The 15921-nt window shown below is 68.3% G+C and carries 12 protein-coding genes; 6 read left to right on the forward strand and 6 right to left on the reverse strand.

The window, feature by feature from the left end:
* Positions 1-49: 49 nt before the first annotated feature.
* Together F4Y45_04975 and F4Y45_04980 are read right to left on the reverse strand one after the other, a co-directional pair.
* Positions 50-2200 (reverse strand): carbohydrate binding family 9 domain-containing protein, encoded by a 2151-nt coding sequence (locus F4Y45_04975; GenBank protein MXY23857.1) that lies wholly within the window; start codon positions 2198-2200, stop codon positions 50-52.
* A gap of 274 nt (positions 2201-2474) precedes the next feature.
* Entirely contained in the window at positions 2475-3059 is a 585-nt protein-coding gene (locus tag F4Y45_04980; protein ID MXY23858.1) for a hypothetical protein, read from the reverse strand.
* Here F4Y45_04980 and F4Y45_04985 point away from each other — a divergent pair.
* Together F4Y45_04985 and F4Y45_04990 are read left to right on the forward strand one after the other, a co-directional pair.
* Positions 2982-6767 carry a tannase/feruloyl esterase family alpha/beta hydrolase gene (locus F4Y45_04985; protein MXY23859.1) on the forward strand — a complete coding sequence of 1262 codons (3786 nt, stop codon included), beginning with the start codon at positions 2982-2984 and terminating at the stop codon, positions 6765-6767. The two genes, F4Y45_04980 and F4Y45_04985, sit on opposite strands and share 78 nt — an antisense overlap.
* 42 nt (positions 6768-6809) lie before the next feature.
* A complete protein-coding gene (locus F4Y45_04990; protein MXY23860.1) occupies positions 6810-8213 on the forward strand; it encodes a sodium:solute symporter family protein in 1404 nt (467 codons plus the stop codon).
* Here the strand turns inward: F4Y45_04990 and F4Y45_04995 are convergent.
* A complete protein-coding gene (locus tag F4Y45_04995; protein ID MXY23861.1) occupies positions 8158-8805 on the reverse strand; it encodes a YdcF family protein in 648 nt (215 codons plus the stop codon). The two genes, F4Y45_04990 and F4Y45_04995, sit on opposite strands and share 56 nt — an antisense overlap.
* A gap of 109 nt (positions 8806-8914) precedes the next feature.
* Here F4Y45_04995 and F4Y45_05000 point away from each other — a divergent pair, with 109 nt between their 5' ends.
* The 4 genes from F4Y45_05000 to rdgB are packed head-to-tail and all read left to right on the forward strand — an operon-like array spanning position 8915 to position 12559.
* On the forward strand, positions 8915-10504 hold the full coding sequence (locus tag F4Y45_05000) for a hypothetical protein (protein ID MXY23862.1): 1590 nt from the start codon (positions 8915-8917) through the stop codon (positions 10502-10504).
* A gap of 2 nt (positions 10505-10506) precedes the next feature.
* The gene (locus F4Y45_05005) at positions 10507-11220 is read left to right on the forward strand and encodes a GerMN domain-containing protein (protein MXY23863.1); all 714 of its coding nucleotides are present in this window, start codon (positions 10507-10509) and stop codon (positions 11218-11220) included.
* A complete protein-coding gene (locus F4Y45_05010) occupies positions 11217-11963 on the forward strand; it encodes a ribonuclease PH (protein MXY23864.1) in 747 nt (248 codons plus the stop codon). Before F4Y45_05005 ends, F4Y45_05010 begins: the two co-directional genes overlap by 4 nt.
* A complete protein-coding gene (rdgB, locus tag F4Y45_05015; GenBank protein MXY23865.1) occupies positions 11963-12559 on the forward strand; it encodes an RdgB/HAM1 family non-canonical purine NTP pyrophosphatase in 597 nt (198 codons plus the stop codon). Before F4Y45_05010 ends, rdgB begins: the two co-directional genes overlap by 1 nt.
* Positions 12560-12568: 9 nt before the next feature.
* Here rdgB and F4Y45_05020 read toward each other — a convergent pair whose 3' ends face one another.
* Genes F4Y45_05020 through phoU form a run of 3 tightly spaced genes read right to left on the reverse strand, consistent with a single transcriptional unit; the run spans position 12569 to position 15811 of the window.
* On the reverse strand, positions 12569-14407 hold the full coding sequence (locus F4Y45_05020; GenBank protein MXY23866.1) for a HAMP domain-containing protein: 1839 nt from the start codon (positions 14405-14407) through the stop codon (positions 12569-12571).
* Positions 14404-15117: a response regulator transcription factor gene (locus F4Y45_05025; protein MXY23867.1), complete on the reverse strand. Its 714-nt coding sequence runs from the start codon at positions 15115-15117 to the stop codon at positions 14404-14406. Before F4Y45_05025 ends, F4Y45_05020 begins: the two co-directional genes overlap by 4 nt.
* On the reverse strand, positions 15107-15811 hold the full coding sequence (gene phoU, locus F4Y45_05030; protein ID MXY23868.1) for a phosphate signaling complex protein PhoU: 705 nt from the start codon (positions 15809-15811) through the stop codon (positions 15107-15109). The genes F4Y45_05025 and phoU overlap by 11 nt, the downstream gene beginning before the upstream one ends.
* Positions 15812-15921 lie beyond the last annotated feature (110 nt).

Consider the following 15921-nt stretch of genomic DNA (forward strand, 5'->3'; position numbering starts at 1 on the left):
GTCGAACTCTCTTTCTCGACGGGATCGCTCGCCTGCGAGCGCCAGCACGCTACTGCAGCAGGTCGAAGAGGTGCGTGTACTTGACGATCAGGCTCTTGCCGCTGCCGGTCGGGATGTAGTCGAGAAGGCCGTCGGTCTGGTTGTAGACGACGAACAGTCCGGTGTTGCCGTCCTGCAGCCAGCCGAAGCGGAGGTTTATCGACCAGAGGTCGGCGCTGTCGTTGTACTGCAGGAACGCCTGGGTGAACACGCGGGGCGAGAAGTTGTAGGCGATGCGGCTCGTCGCGAGGTTGGTGATGACATGCCCGGCCGGCAGATCGATGTCGTTGCGCGTCCAACGGAACTCCACGTTCAGTGCCTCGCCACGGCGGAGTTGCAGGGTCGGGCCGGCCGACCGCAGGGTGCCGCCGAAGAAGCCGCTCCCCAGGAAGCGAAACCCCCACGCGACCGGCGCCGAGCGGTTGGAGTTGTAGAAGAGGTTCGCTTCGTGCCAGGGGTACGAGCCGGGCGCCACGGTGACCCCGGATATCGGGAAGGCTCTGATCACCCCCTCTTCCCGGATGTTCCAGGCCGTGATCAGGGATGAGCTGTCCTCGAACTCGATGACGCTGTCCATGTGGAGGAGCGAGGTCTGGACGAACCGGCTGCCCAGACTCCAGAACCGGTTGAACGTAACGTGAGGCTGCAGCTCCTGAATGCGAAACCGGTTGGGACCGGGGCGCGTCGTGTTGAAGAGGCCGAAGTCCACCTTCCTGAACCCGGTGCGCCGGACGTAACCCACTTCCGGGTTGAAGTTCTCCCCCATCTCCATGTAGCCGGCACGCACCCGCCAGCTCTCGGCGTTGTAGTCGAGGGCCGTGTCCCAGGCGTAATCGCGGCCCCTGAGCCCCGGCGTCTGCGTCCGCGAGGCGAACCCGGAAACCAGCCCGTTCTGTCCGAAGCCCCAGCGTCCGTCGACGGCGAACGTCCGGTTGAAGTTGTCCGCCCCCGCGAGCGCGCCGGTCGCCTGCCGGCTGACGAGAAGCCCCCCGACGCTCGACCGGTTGGGCAGATCGCGCCGCATCCGCGCCACCGTGAAGTTGTTCGCGGGGGCTGACTCCCCCGCCGCCTCGGTCTGCATGTTCAGGAAGCCTACGGTGACCGATTCGGTCACCTTCCCCGACAGCCGGGCGCCGGCTGTAATCGGAATCGCCTCGCCCGCGGCGCCGATGCCGATCCGCCGGCTGAAGAACAATTCGGTCTGACCCGGGTCGTTGAACGCCGCACCGCCGCTGTTGCTCACCGTGAACGCACCGGCGTTCTCCAGGAAGAACGGCCGTTTCTCCGGGAAGAAGAGGTTGAACCGGTCGAGGTTGATCTGCTGATCGTCCACCTCCACCTGCGCGAAGTCGGTGTTGTAGGTGAGGTCGAGAGCCAGCCCCGAGGTCACGCCGTACTTCAGGTCGCCGCCGAAGTCGCCGAGGTTGCTCGTGATGTCGCGTGCGACGGCGGTGTCAGGACGGCGCGCCGTCTCGCCGACGACGTACGGTGTCAATTGCAGAGTGCGCCACAACCCCTCGGGCGCCACGATGCCCGTCACCTGGCCCGCCTGGGAGACGCGGAACAGATCGAACTGCCGCGGAATCGGCGCCCAGTACGCCGTCTCGTTGCGCCGTCGGATGTTGCGCTGGAAGTTCACTCCCCAGGTCTGGGCGGAACCCGCCGGAAAGCGGAGCGTCCGGAACGGGATCGCGAACTCCGCGCTCCAGCCGATCTCGGAGATCGCGGTGCGTACCTGCCAGACGCCATCCCAGTTCTGGTTGAAGCCGCCGCCGGCGCCGCGCGCCTGGCCGCCCTGTCCCGTCCGTCCCATGCCGCTGCCGCCCGCCCCCTCGTTGGCGAGTTGGCCGTCGTATTCCTGTCCAGACGGCGACGTCCCGAAGACGAACCCATTCTGCCGGTCGAAGAAGGTGTCGAAGATTAACTGGAAGCTGTCGCTGTCCATGAGCGACGAGTCGCGGCGGCTGTCGGTCACGATGATCGACGCCGGGTCCCGGTCGTAGCAGACGACGCCGACGTAGATCGTGTCGGCGGTGTAGATCATCCGGACTTCGGTCCGCTCCGACGCGGGCTGCCCTTCATCGGGCTGGTTCTGCACGAAGCCGGTCGCCGGCTCCGCCTCCGCCCACGCGGGGTCGTCCAGCACGGCGCCGTCGAGCACCGGTGCGTTAGCGGCAGCAATGGCGGTCAGCGACCGAGTTCCGCCGATCGACGCGACCTGGATGCCGGCAGTCGCGGGAGCCGGCTCGGCGGGCGCCTGCTCACGGCTGCGCCGCCGCGGGACCAGCTAACACACCGGCGGCGAGGCCGAGTGCAGCTACTCGCCTGGCGCCGGCGCGCCCGCAGGGCCGTGCGAGGACGCGGGCCGCCAGACTGCCGCCGGAGCGCCTTTGTGATGGCCAGCGGCTCATCGCTTCCGTGCTCCGGAGCGCCGGTCAGTCGTGGCCGTCGAGGACGTCGAAGAGGTAGCTGTACTTCAGGATGACGCTGCGCCCGGCGTACTCGGGAAGGTACTGACCGATTCCCTCCGTCTCGTTGTAGACGAGGAAGAGCCCGGTGTTCGCATCCTGCAACCAGCCGAACCGGAAGTTCACGGACCAGAGTTCGGCGCTGTCGTTGTGTTGCACCAGCGTCTGCACGAAGACGCGCGGCGAGAAGTTGTAGCCCAGGCGGATGCTGGTCAGGTTGGTGATGGTGCTGCCGCTATCCAGGTTGATGTCGTTGCGGCTGTAACTGAGGGACAGGTTCAGGATCTCGCCGTAGCGGGCGCGGATCCGCGGCCGTAGCGTCACGATGTTCCCGCCGAAGAAGCCGCCCGCCTCCGCGCGTATACCGGCGCCAAACGGCGCGGACCGGTCGGAGTCGTACGAGTACGAGAATTCGCTCCAGTCGTAGCGGTCGGCCGGGATGCCCAGGCCGGAAACGCTGAACTCCTCGAAGACATGCTCGCTCCGGACGTCCCACGCAAAGCCGGTGGACGAACTGTCCTCGAACTCGCCGGTGAAATGCATATGGAGCAACGATGTCTCCATGATGCCGTCGAAGTTCCAGAAGCGGGAGAAAGTCACGTGCGGCGTCAGCTCCTGGAACTTCAGGAAGCGCTCGGGCCGCGACGTGTTGTTGACCGCCAGGTCGTACTTCCGGAACCCGCGCCGGCGCAAGAAGCCGACCTCCGGGTTGAAGTCCTCGCCATTCTCCTGATAGCCGCTGATGATGCGCCACATCTCCGAGTTGTAGGTGCCGGAGAGGCTCATCGCGTGGTCACGGCCGGTGTACCCGGGCGTCTGCGTCCGGCCGAGGAACCCCTGCACCATGCCGCTCTCGCCGATTCCCCAGCGGCCGTCGAGCGCGTACGTGCGATTGTGGTTCTGCGACCCCGCGAACACGCCCGTGGCCTGGCGGTTGACGAACAACCCGCCGATGCTCGACCGGTTCGGCAGGTCGCGCCGGAGCCGCGCCACCGTGAAATTGTTGGCAGGGTTGACCGTGTCCATCCCCTCGGTTTGCATGTTGAGGAAACCGACGGTCATCGTGTCGGTCACCTTGCCGGACAGACGCGCGCCGGCGGTGATGGGGATCGGCGTGCCGGCCGCGCTGATCCCGATCTTCCGGCTGAAGAAGAGCTCGGTCTGGCCCTGGTTCCGTCCGCTCGCCGAGCTGTTGCTCACCGTGAACGCGCCCGCGTTCTCCAGGAAGAAGGGGCGTTTCTCCGGGAAAAAGAGATTGAAACGGTCCAGATTGATCTGCTGATCGTCAACCTCGACCTGCGCGAAATCGGTGTTGAAGGTACCGTCCAGCGTAAGCCCCGACGTGACGCTGTACTTCAGGTCGCCGCCGAAGTCGCCCACCCCGCTGGGCCCGCTGCCGGGATCGCTATCGCGCGTCGACAATTCCCCGACGACGTAAGGCGTCAACTGGAGGTGGCTCCCCCCCCCGACCGGGGCGAGCAGGCCGGCGAGCTGCCCCGCCATCGAGACGCGGTAGAGGTTGTACTGGCGTGGGAGCGGCGACCAGTACGCGGTCTCGTTGCGGCGACGAATGTTCCGCTGGAAGTTGATGCCCCACGACTGTTCCTCGCGAGCCGGATAGCGGATCGTCGTGAACGGGATGGCGAACTCCGCGCTCCACCCGACATCGGAGATCCCCGTCTGCACCTGCCAGGCGCCGTCCCAGTTGATGTTGAAGCCGCCGGCGCTCCCCCGCGAGAACCCGCCGCCGCCGGAACGCCGGGAGCCGCCACGGGGGCCGCCCTCGTCGATCACCTGGCCGTCGTACTCCTGCCCAGCCGGCGTGGTCCCGAAGATAAAGCCGTTCTGGCGGTCAGAGAAGGTGTCGAAGACGATCTGGAAGCTGTCGGCGTCCGTCATCGACGAGTCGCGACGGCTGTCGCTCATGATGATGGACGCCGGGTCGCTGTCGTAACAGACGACGCCGACGTAGATCACCTCGCCGGTATAGACGATCCGAACCTCGGTACGCTCGGACGCGGGCCGTCCCTCGTCGGGCGCGGTCTGGCGGAAGCCGCCTACCGGCGTCGCGTCCGCCCAGGCAGGGTCGCCCAAGACGTCCCCGTCGAGCGCCGGGGGCTGTTCCACCTCGACCGCGCGAATGATCTTGGCGGTCCCCTGTGCGGCGATTTCGAAGCCCGCGACGGGGCCCGGTTCGGCCGGCGCGCTGCCCGATCCCTGGCTGCCGTTCGGATCCTGGCCGCCGTCGGGCGCCTGGCTACCGTCCGCCTGCCCACCCGTCAACGGACCCTGGGCGGCGACGGCGGGAACTACGGGCAGGCAGACCAGCGCGGCGAGCGAGAAACCAAACGCAATCCACCGGCTGAGTCCGAGTCCGTACCGACCGGCGACGATGTGCATCAGAACGTCAGGTGGTCGACCAAGGTGTGGCGGCTGCTGTCAATACGAAAGGACGCTCCGCGCCGTGCCACGTTTACACACCTCGGACACGACGGTTGCGTAGATCCTAACAGGTATGGCGGAGGCGCGCTCCCAGAACCTCACCCCTTGCCGCCACCCGTGGTCCCGGTCAAGACTACGGTGCGGCGCCGGGTGGCGCCGCCCGATTCAGGAGATTCGATTCGACCTGGGAGAGCAGCGACGATGACTCGATACGCCCCGATCCGAACCGCCCGTCCGCCCCACCGGAACCCGCCGCGCCGCGCCCTGACCGGACTCATCGCCTGTCTGGCGGTGGCGCTGAGCGCCGCCGCCTCGCCGGCCGACGCCGCGTCCTGCGACAGACTGACCGGCCTGTCCCTGGAACGGACCACCATCCGAAGCGCGACGCTGGTGCCGCAGGGGACGCAACTCGATCCGGAGATCGACGGACTCCCGACCGACCTGCCCACGCTGTGCCGCGTCCAGGCGGCGACCGAGCCGGCGATCAACTTCGAGGTGTGGTTGCCGGCGGCGGACTGGAACGGCAAGTTCCATGTGTCGGGCAACGGCGGCATGGCCGGCGTCATCAGCTATGCCGCGATGGCCAATGCGCTCCGCCGCGGCTATGCGGTCGCCAGCACCGACACCGGTCACGTCCGGCCCGGCTCCAGCGGGTTCGACGCCTCCTGGGCGATCGGCCGTCCCGATCTGGTCGAGGACTTCGGCCACCGCGCGGTGCATGTCACGGCGGAGCACGGGAAGGCGATAGTCACCGCTTTCTACGACCGTCCGCCCGCGTACAGCTACTTCGTCGGCTGCTCGAAGGGAGGCCAGCAGGCGCTCATGGAGGCCCAGCGCTACCCGGACGACTTCGACGGGATAGTCGCCGGCAACCCGGCGAACGACTGGACGCGATTCTACGCCGGCGCGCACCTCTGGTACGCCCTCGCGACGCTGCGCGAACCGGAGAGCTATATCCCACCGACGAAACTGCCGCTCCTGGCCCACGCCGTCAACGCGGCGTGCGACGCGCAGGACGGGATCGCCGACGGCGTTCTGGACGATCCGCGCCAGTGCGGGTTCGATCCGGCCGACCTCACGTGCGCCGGAGGCCGTGACGGGAACGACTGCCTGACGCCGGCGCAGGTCGAAGCGGTCAAGGCAATCTGGGCGGGAGGCCGCAACTCGGCCGGCGACGTGATATTCCCGGGCCTCGTGCCGGGCGGCGAGAACGGCCCGGGCGGCGGCTGGGGCACCTGGGTGACGGGGCGAGAACCGTTCACCAGCCTCCACTGGCGGGCCGCGGACGGCTTCTTCAAGTACATGGTGTTCGAGGATCCGGACTGGAACTTCCGCGCGTTCGACTTCGACGCGGACCTGGAGTTCGCCCTCGACAAGGTGGGGCATGCCCTCGACAGCGCCGATCCCGACCTGAGCCGCTTCCGCGACAACGGATCGAAGCTGATCGTCTACCACGGCTGGAGCGATCCCGACATCTCGCCGATGGGATCGGTCAACTATTACGAGTCGGTTGTCGAGGCGGCCGACGGCGGGCGGGGGCCGGCGCTCGACGCGACGCGGGACTACTTCCGCCTCTTCATGATCCCCGGCATGGGCCACTGCTCCGGCGGTCCCGGCTACAACCGGGTCGATCCGCTGCCCGCCCTTGAGCGCTGGGTCGAGGAGGGAGTCGCGCCCGACACCTTGATGGCGACGCGCGTCGAGGACGACGAGGTGACGCGCAGCCGGCCCATCTGCCCCTACCCCGACGCGTCCACGTGGGACGGCACCGGCGATCCCGACGAGGCGAGCAGCTTCGCCTGCGCCGCCGCCCGGTAGCCCGTCACGCGCCGACGCGCGGAGTGCCCGAAGGACGGCGCCGTGAACCTGCATCTCGCCATCCTGCTGATCTACGCCGCCGCCCTGATGGGCATCGGCCTCTGGATCGGCCGGCGCGTCCGGGGAGCATCCGACTTCTTCGTCGCGGGACGCCGGCTCGGTCCGCTGCTGCTCGGCTCGACGATGCTGGCCGCGAACATCGGCGCCGGATCTACGGTCGCGGCTGCGGGCCTGGGCTACGCCGATGGCCTGAGCGCGTGGTGGTGGGTCGGATCGGCCGGCATCGGATCGATCGTCCTCGCCCTCTGGATCGGCCCGCGCATGCGGCGCATCGCCGCCCGCCACGGCCATCGTACGCTGGGCGACTACCTGGAGTACCGCTTCGGCCGCGAGGTCCGCGCCACCATCGCGCTGCTCCTCTGGTTCGGCACGCTGGCCCTCCTCGCCGTGCAACTCATCGCGATTGGCTGGGTACTCAACGTCGTCGTCGGTCTCGACCGGTGGGTCGGCTGCCTGATCGGAGGCGTCGTGGTGACGGCCTACTTCGCCGCCGGCGGCCTGCTGACCGCGGCCTGGGTGAATGTCGTGCAGCTCGCCGTGCTGCTCGCCGGGTTCGCCGTCGCGTTGCCGCTGGCGCTTGGGGCGGCGGGTGGATGGGAAACGGTGTGGGCGGCAACCTCCGCCATCGACGGCTACTGGAGTCCCTGGCAGGGCGGCGCGTCCGGCTGGTTCTACCTGGTGATGCTGGGGCCGGCGTTCATTGTCTCGCCGGGGCTGGTCCAGAAAATCTACGGCGCGCGCGACGACCGGACGGTCCGGATCGGCGTCGGCGTCAACGCCCTCGTGCTGCTCGCGTTCGCCAGCGTGCCGCCCCTGCTCGGCATGATTGCCCGCACTACCCATCCGGCGCTGCCGGAACAGGCCCTCGCGCTGCCGACGCTGCTGATGGATACGCTGCCGCCGGTCGTCGGCGCGCTCGGACTCGCCGCCCTGTTCTCGGCCGAAGTGAGCTCGTCCGACGCGATTCTCTTCATGCTGGCAACCTCGCTCTCGCAGGATCTCTACCGCCGGTTCGTTCATCCGGAGGCTGACGAGCGGCGGATGCTCACGGTGGCGCGCCTGGCGGCGGTCGCGGGCGGCGCCCTCGGCACGGTGATCGCAATTGTCGCCGTCTCCATCGAAACAGTCCTCGCGGTTTTCTACACGCTACTCACCGTCAGCCTGTTCGTCCCGATTCTCGCCGGCCTGTACACGCGCCGCGTCGGATCGCCCGAGGCGCTGGGCGCCATCGCAGGCGGCGTCAGCTTGTTCATCGTCGCGCAGGTAGCGGGTGGCGGCGCCCGAATCGCGGGATGGACGCCCGCGATGATCGGGTTGGCCGGCGCCGCGGTTACGGCCCTGCTGGTGCTTGCGGTACGGCGCCCCCCGCGACCGGAGAGCGGTTGAGCAAGGCGGCGGCGGCACGAACCTCGGCCGGGATCGCCTGCGGCGTGATATCCCCGGCCGCCCCGTAGCGGTCGAGACGGTCGAGTTCAGCCACCAGGCGCGCTGCGAAACGGCCAGGTTCTCGATCGATCGATGCATCCAGCGATGTCGTTGGGGGACAGCAGCGCACGTCGACATCGGGCGCCTGCCGGTCGAACGTGGCGGCGCAGCGACGCATGACGAACGGCTTCGCGACCAGCAGCGCACGGCGGACGGTGACGCCGGCACGGTCGAGGGCGGCAAGACCGAAACGGACGTTCTCCAAGGTGTTCGTCGCCAAGGGCTCGGTCACGACCGCGCCCGCCGGAACGCCGTCACGCATCAGCCGGTCGCGAAACACCAGCGCCTCCGGCGCCTGAAAACGGTTGCGGGTCATCCGGCCGTAGTGCCCGGTCACCAGGACAACCGGAGCGTAGCCGGCCCGGAACAGCTCCGCCGCGCGCGCCGGAACGGCGAACGCCTGGCTGCCGAAGACAAAAATCACGTCGGCAGGCGCCGGCGGATCGGCTACCGCCAGGAACTCCCAGAGTGGATTCGCTCGCTGCGCAAGCATCGCGTCAGCTTAGCAGTCCCCGGTGGAACTCCCGGCGCCGGCGGCAGCCACCCGCGCCCTCCGCCGGGTGCTATCATCGAGCGATACCTGCCGTGCGACAGAACCTTCCATGACACGTGCGCTTGTCACGGCTGGCCTGTTTCTCTTCGCCGCGTTGCTGCCGTCCCCCGCACTAGCCCAGGAGGCGGGCGGCGGACTCACGATGATCGACGAGAACGGCCGGCAAGCGATCGAAACAGCCGTCCTGCGCGATCAGGAGATGATTGCGGTCGACCGTCTGGCCGAGTTGTTCCGCTTCGACCTGAGCGAGGACGTCCGCACCCGGACGGTGACGCTGTCGGCGGGCGGCCGGTCCGTGATCCTGACGGCGGAACAGGCCCTCGCGTCGGTTGCCGGTCGCCTGGTCTCGCTCGCCGCCCCGGTCTACCGGCTCGGTGGCGACTGGTTTGTTCCGCTCGACTTCGTCAACCGGGCGCTCCCGTCCGTCGCCGGCCAGCCGGTCGAGTTGCGCCTCGCTTCAAGGCTGCTGCTCGTCGGCAACGTCCGCATCCCCCGCGTGGCCGTCCGCTACGGGCCTCGCGGCGAGGGTGGCCGGCTCAGCCTGGAGGTAACTCCCGAGACGCCGTACGAAGTAATCGAAGAGCCGGGCCGCCTGCTGATCCGTTTCGAGGCCGCCGCAATCGACCTGGCGGCTCCCCCCGCCCCGCGCGGCAACATGGTGCGGGCGATCACGCATGACGAGACGCTGCCCGGCCTTGCCCTCGACCTCGGCCCGGCGTACGGCTCCTACCGCGTCATCGGCGCGCTGCCGCGGTTCGCGGTCGAGCTGGAGCCCGCCGACGCGGCCGCCGCCGACGTGAGCGCGCGCCCGGTCCCAACCACGGTGCTGGGCGATCCGGCGAGCCGACCGGTCCTCCGCACCGTCGTCATCGATCCGGGCCACGGCGGTGATGACGAAGGCACCCGCGGCCCGAACGGCACCCTGGAGAAACACGTCACGCTGGCGGTCGCCCAGCGGCTGCGCGCCGAGCTCGAAAGTCGGCTGGGCGCCCGCGTGATCCTGACGCGGACCGACGATCGCGGCGTCCCGCTGGATCAGCGCGCCGCCATCGCCAACAACAACCAGGCCGACGTCTTCATCAGCCTGCACGCCAACGCGTCGCTCAGCGAGATCCCGGCCGGCGCGGAGGTCTTCCACCTGAGCATCGACGAATACGGCGCCGAGGCGCGTGAGATCGCCGAGCGTGAAGGCGAGTTCCTTCTCGCCGCGGACGGCAGACAGCGGGAGATTGACATGGTTCCGTGGGAGCTGGCGCAGGCCCGCTACCTCTTCCGCTCGGAATTCCTGGCCGACCTGGTCGAGGAGGAACTGGCGGTCCGCGTCCCGATGAACGAGCGCCCGCGCACGGAAGCGCCGTTCCGCGTCCTCGCGGGCGCCAACATGCCGGCGGTTCTCATCGAGATGGGCTACGTCTCCAACCCGGAACAGGAGGCCCAACTGGTCGATCCCGTCTTCCAGGGATCGATCGTCGAAGCGCTGGTCGCCGCCATCGTCCGCTTTCGGAACCGCCTGGAACAGGGCGACTTCCTGCCGCCGGAGGTTGAGCCGCCGGACATCGAAGCGACCGGCGCAGGTGATCGCCGGCAGGAAGTAGAGGTGACGGAAGACGGCGCCACGCGCGACCGGAGGCGGGAGTAGCGATGCCCTTCCGCCCGTTGCGGCGCCGATGGGCCAAGCGCCCCTGGGTCGCCGCCGCCGCCTTGCTGGGACTGCTCGCCATCACGTTGGGTGTCGCCGTGGCGCTGGTCGTCCAGCGGTGGGAGGCGGCGGCCGGAGCCACGTCCGCGGGTGACGCCGGCGCCGCCGGTTCGAACAGCGGAGCCTTGCTGACGGCGACCCTCTACTACGTGACAGAAGATGGCCGCGCCCTGACCCGGCAGGAGACGTTCGTGCCGCTCGAGGCGGACCCACTGGCGCGGGCTCGCGCCGTCGTCGAGCAGCAACTCACTCCGCCTCCCTCACCGCTCCTCTCCCCGTTTCCGACCGGCACCAGCCTGCGCGCCATCTACCTGGCTGACGACGGGAACGCCTTCGTCGACCTGAGCGAGGACGTGACCACGGGACACCCGGGCGGTTCGGTCGACGAACTGTTCACGGTCTACGCCCTGGTGAACGCGCTCACGGTCAGCGTTCCGGAGATCGTCGCGGTGCAGATCATGGTGGAGGGGCGCGAAGTGGACACGCTGGCGGGGCATGTCGACCTGCGCCAGCCGCTCGAACCGAGCCTCGTGTGGGTGCTGGATGACGAAGTTCTCGAAAGCCCCGACGGTCCGGATGCGGATGATCCGGCCGGCGAACCGCTCGGCGACGAAGCGGGTGGCGACCTTGGCCCGGAGGGGGACGACCGTACATGACCGACGCGCAACGATCCGACGACCGCACTGACTCCGAGCTGCGCGAGACACGGATCACGCCCGACTACCTGTTGCACGCGGAGGGCTCCGCCCTGATAGAGGCGGGACGCACCCGTGTCGTCTGCGCCGCGAGCGTCGAAGATCGCGTGCCGCCGTTCCTGCGGGGGCAAGGCCGCGGCTGGGTCACCGCGGAATACGGCATGCTGCCGCGCGCCACCACCACGCGGTCCATTCGCGAAGCGGCAAAAGGACGCGTGGGCGGTCGAACGCAGGAGATTCAGCGGCTGATCGGCCGCTCGCTCCGTGCCGTGACCCGCCTGAACGATCTCGGCGAGCGAACGATCCATGTCGACTGCGACGTGATTCAGGCGGACGGAGGAACGCGGACGGCGTCGATAACCGGCGGGTTCGTCGCCCTCACCCTTGCCCTCGACAAGCTGCGCGCCGACGGCGTGATCGCGCGTCTGCCGATCAACGACTACGTCGCCGCAACGAGTGTCGGCATCGTCGGCGGCCGGGCTGTCGCCGACCTCGCCTACGACGAGGACTCGCGGGCGGATGTGGACATGAACGTCGTCAAGACCGGCGACGGCCGCTTCATCGAGGTGCAGGGAACCGCCGAGGGCGAACCCTTCGACCGCGCCGCCCTGGACAGCCTGCTGTTGCTGGCGAGCGATGCGATTGACCGGCTCATCGAGCTCCAGGAATCGGTCGTCGGCAACCTCGTTCCCCGACGCCGGTGATGACGGTCGTCATCGCCACCGGCAACCGCCACAAACTGCGGGAAATTGGCCATCTGCTCGGTGGCCTTTCCTGCACGATCGATCCGATCCACGCGCACGCCGCGGCGCCGGCACCGGACGAGACGGGAACGACGTTTGCCGAGAACGCGCGCCTGAAGGCGCTCTACTATTCCCGCTTTGTCCCCCACCTGACCATCGCGGAAGATTCCGGCCTCGAAATCGACGCCCTGGACGGGGCACCGGGCATCCACTCGGCACGCTTCAACGGCGACACCTATGCCGAGAAGTTCGAAGCCCTCTACGCCCGGTTGCGCGAACGAAACGCGACGGCCAGCCCGGCGCGGTTCGTCTGCGCGCTAGCGGCGGTCGACGACGGCCGGGTCGTGTTCGAAGCGACCGGCAGGATCGAGGGGAGGATTGCCGAGACGCCGGCCGGCGCCGGCGGTTTCGGCTACGACCCAATCTTCCTCTACCCTCCGTTCGGCTGCACGCTGGCGGAAGTGAGCGCGGACCGTAAGGCGTCGATCAGCCACCGCGGCGCCGCGTTCCGGCAGGTCCGGGCGTTTCTCGAGTCCCGCCTCAAAAGCCGGGCTTGAGCGTCCCTTCTACACGCCGGCGGACTGTGCGGCTGCATCATCCGACCGCGCGTCAGAGGCGTCGGCGCCGGGCAACTCGTCGTCCACCTCCGCCGGCCTTTGGGGCAAGACTATCGTAAAGACCGACCCGCCGCCTGGGCGGTTCGCGGCCTCCACGGTGCCACCATGCAACCCGACGAGGTGCTTGACGATGGCGAGGCCCAGCCCGGTGCCGCCCGGGTTTCGCGCCCGTGAATCCTCAACGCGATAGAAGCGCTCGAACACCCGATCGAGATCGGTATCCGGAATGCCGGGGCCCCGGTCGGCGATGCGGATCCTGACTGCCTTTCCGCCTCCGTTCGCCGAAGCCGCGACGTCGATGCTGCTACCGTCGGGCGCGTAGTGTGCCGCGTTCTCGACCAGGTTCTTCAGGACATCGTGCATCTTCGCCGGATCGACCACGAGTCGGTTCGCACTCGGGTCGATGTCGGGCTCGACTCGCTGCCGCTTCGCGCCGAGCACCGGCGCGAGTTCCGACGCGATCCCGGAAACGAGCGTCTCGGTCGCGGACCGCCGCAGGTGCAACTGCTCCTTCCCGGAGTCGAGGCCGGCCAACCGGAGCAGATCCGCCACGAGCCGCTCCATCCGTTGGGTATGCCGTTTGATGATGTCGAGGAACCGTCGCTCCGACTCCGGGTCCGACTCCTCTTCCAGGGTGTCGACGGCGCCGCGGATGGCCGTCAGCGGCGTGCGGAGCTCGTGGGAGACGTTGGCGACGAAATCCTGCCGGATCTGCGCGGCGCGACGGAAGTCACTGATGTCGTGCAGCACGATGACCACGCCCGGCTCGTCCTGCGCGGTGTACGGCGCGGCGCTCGCGAGGCAGATCTTGACCGGCTCGGTGCTGAGCGTGATCTCCACGCGGCTCGATCCGCCCGCTTCCAGCGCCCGGCCAATCTGCTTGGCGACATCGGGGTGCCGGATCAACTCGACGTAGTGGTGATCGACCGGCGTCTCCGGAATCTGCAGCATCTCGCACACGGCGTCGTTCGCCATCTGCACCCTCCCGCGGGCGTTCACGACCAGCACGCCCTCCGACATGCTGCCGAGAATGGCGTCGGTCAGGCGGCGGTTGCGCGACAGTTCCGCGAGACGGCGGCCCAGCTCCTGCACGGAAACGTCGAGCGCGCGCGCGACGGTACCGATCTCGTCGTTACCGTAGTTCCCGACGGGCGGCGTCAGGTCGCCCTGGCGATAGCGCTGCGCCGCCTCCGCGATTGTCCGCACGCGCCGGCTCATGGCGGTCGACGTAATCCAGGCCAACACGAGCGCGCCGCCGAGCGCGAGCAGCAACCCGACCGCGGTGGCGCCCTGCACCGAGGTGATCTGGTCGTCCACGGCGGTCAGTGGGAGGGCGAGCCGGACGAAGGCTATGTCCGGATGGTCCACCCTCACCGCCGCGTACAGCAGGTCGCGGTCGACCGTCGTGCTGTAGCGCCGCATCACCCCGACCCCGGCATCCCGCGCGATCGTGATTTCGGGCCGCGCGCCGTGGTTGTCCAACGCGGCGAGCGACGCGCCGTCTTCCGCCGAGTCGCCCAGCACCCGCCCTTCGGCGTCGACGATCGTGACGCGCGCATTGAGCCGCTCACCGAGCGAGTCGGCTTCGCGGTCGACGTCGGCCATCGAGCGGCCGCCGCCGCTCCGCTCCATCAATTCGGCGACGAGCTGAGCTTCGTCGACCAGCTCATTCGTGATCCGGTCGAGAAGCTGCCCTTCGAGGGACCAGGCGACCAGCGCGGCGGCCAGCAGCAGGCTCACGCCCGCGATACCGAACGCAGCAAGGAAGAGCCTGGTGCGTAGCTTCATGCGGGGGCCGGCTCGCGATCGACCAGCTTGTAGCCGAACTGCTTGACAGTGACGATTGCCGATTCGAGTACCGGCAGCTTCTCACGCAGCCGACGAATGTGAACGTCTACGGTGCGGGTGCCGCCCGTATAGGTGTAGCCCCAGACATCCGACAGCAGCACGTCCCGGGACAGAACCCGCCCGCGATGCTCGATCAGGTACTTCAGAAGGAGGAACTCCTTCGCCGTCAACCGCACTTCCGTGTCGTCACAGGTGACGACGTGACGGTCCGTATCGACCGTCAGCGGACCGACGGTCAGGAGGCTGCCGGCGGGCCGATCGCGGCGCGCGCGCCGCAGCACGGCTCCGACCCGAGCGACCAGTTCCTTCGGGGAGAACGGCTTTGTCACGTAGTCGTCCCCACCCAGCTCGAGGCCGACGATCCGGTCGGTCTCCTCGGTCTTCGCGGTCAGCATGATGATCGGGACACTCGAGATCATCGGATCGGACCGGATCGCCCGGCAAACGTCCAGGCCGTTCTCGCCGGGCAGCATGAGGTCGAGGACCACCAACGCCGGGGGTTGGGCGCGCACGCTCGAGACCACACCCATTCCGGAAGGAAAGACCTCGGACGCGTACCCCGCCTTCTGGAGATGGTGCGCCACCAGTTCGGCGATGTCGCGGTCGTCCTCGACGACCAGTATCCGTGCGGCGCCATTCTCAGTAGCCAGCTTTTCCCTCCTGTGCGTGGTGTCGCACGTCGCGGCCCGACACCATGAAGATCACCTCTTCCGCCACGTTGGTCGCATGGTCACCGATACGCTCCAGGTGGCGCGAAATCAGGATCAGCTCGAGCGCCGGCTCCGTCGTGGCCGGATTCTGCAGCACGTAGCTGAGCAGTTCGCGGAACACCTGTTCCTTCAATCCGTCGAGCTCGTCGTCGCGGTCGAGCACTTCGCGCGCAAGACTGGTCCCGTGTCGGACGTAGGCGTTGAGCGAATCCCGCAGCATTCCCTGAGCGAGATCCGCCATGCGCGGAATGTCGATGAGCGGTTTGACGGGCGGATGCTGCAGGTAGCGGAAAGTCGCCTCCGCGATGTTGATCGCGAAGTCGCCGATCCGCTCGAGATCGCTGTTGATCTTGAGGCCGGAGACGACGACCCGCACATCCTCGGCATCCGGATGGTAGTTGACCAGCAGTTCGTAGCAGCGCTTGTCGATCTCGATCTCGAAGTCGTTGATCGACTTGTCCCCGCCGAGCACCTGCTCCGCCAGATCGAGATCGCGACTGACGAGGGCCTGAACGGACGCCCGAACCTGTTCCTCCACTTGCCCGCCCATGGCGAGGAGGCGTTCCTTCAGCGTGCTCAGCGCTTCGTCGAAGCTCACGACCGCCGATTTATCGTCACCTCCAACAGGCGTCACGGCTACTGCATCCCGGGTGTCTCGTCAGACTACTCCCAGGGGCGCGGACGCGGCAACCGTTGCGGCTCCGCCGCCGCGCGCGAGCGTTTCGCACCCGTGACGGCACGGTA

It is taken from the genome of Acidobacteriota bacterium (genome assembly GCA_009838525.1).
Taxonomy (GTDB): Bacteria; Acidobacteriota; Vicinamibacteria; order Vicinamibacterales; family UBA8438; genus VXRJ01.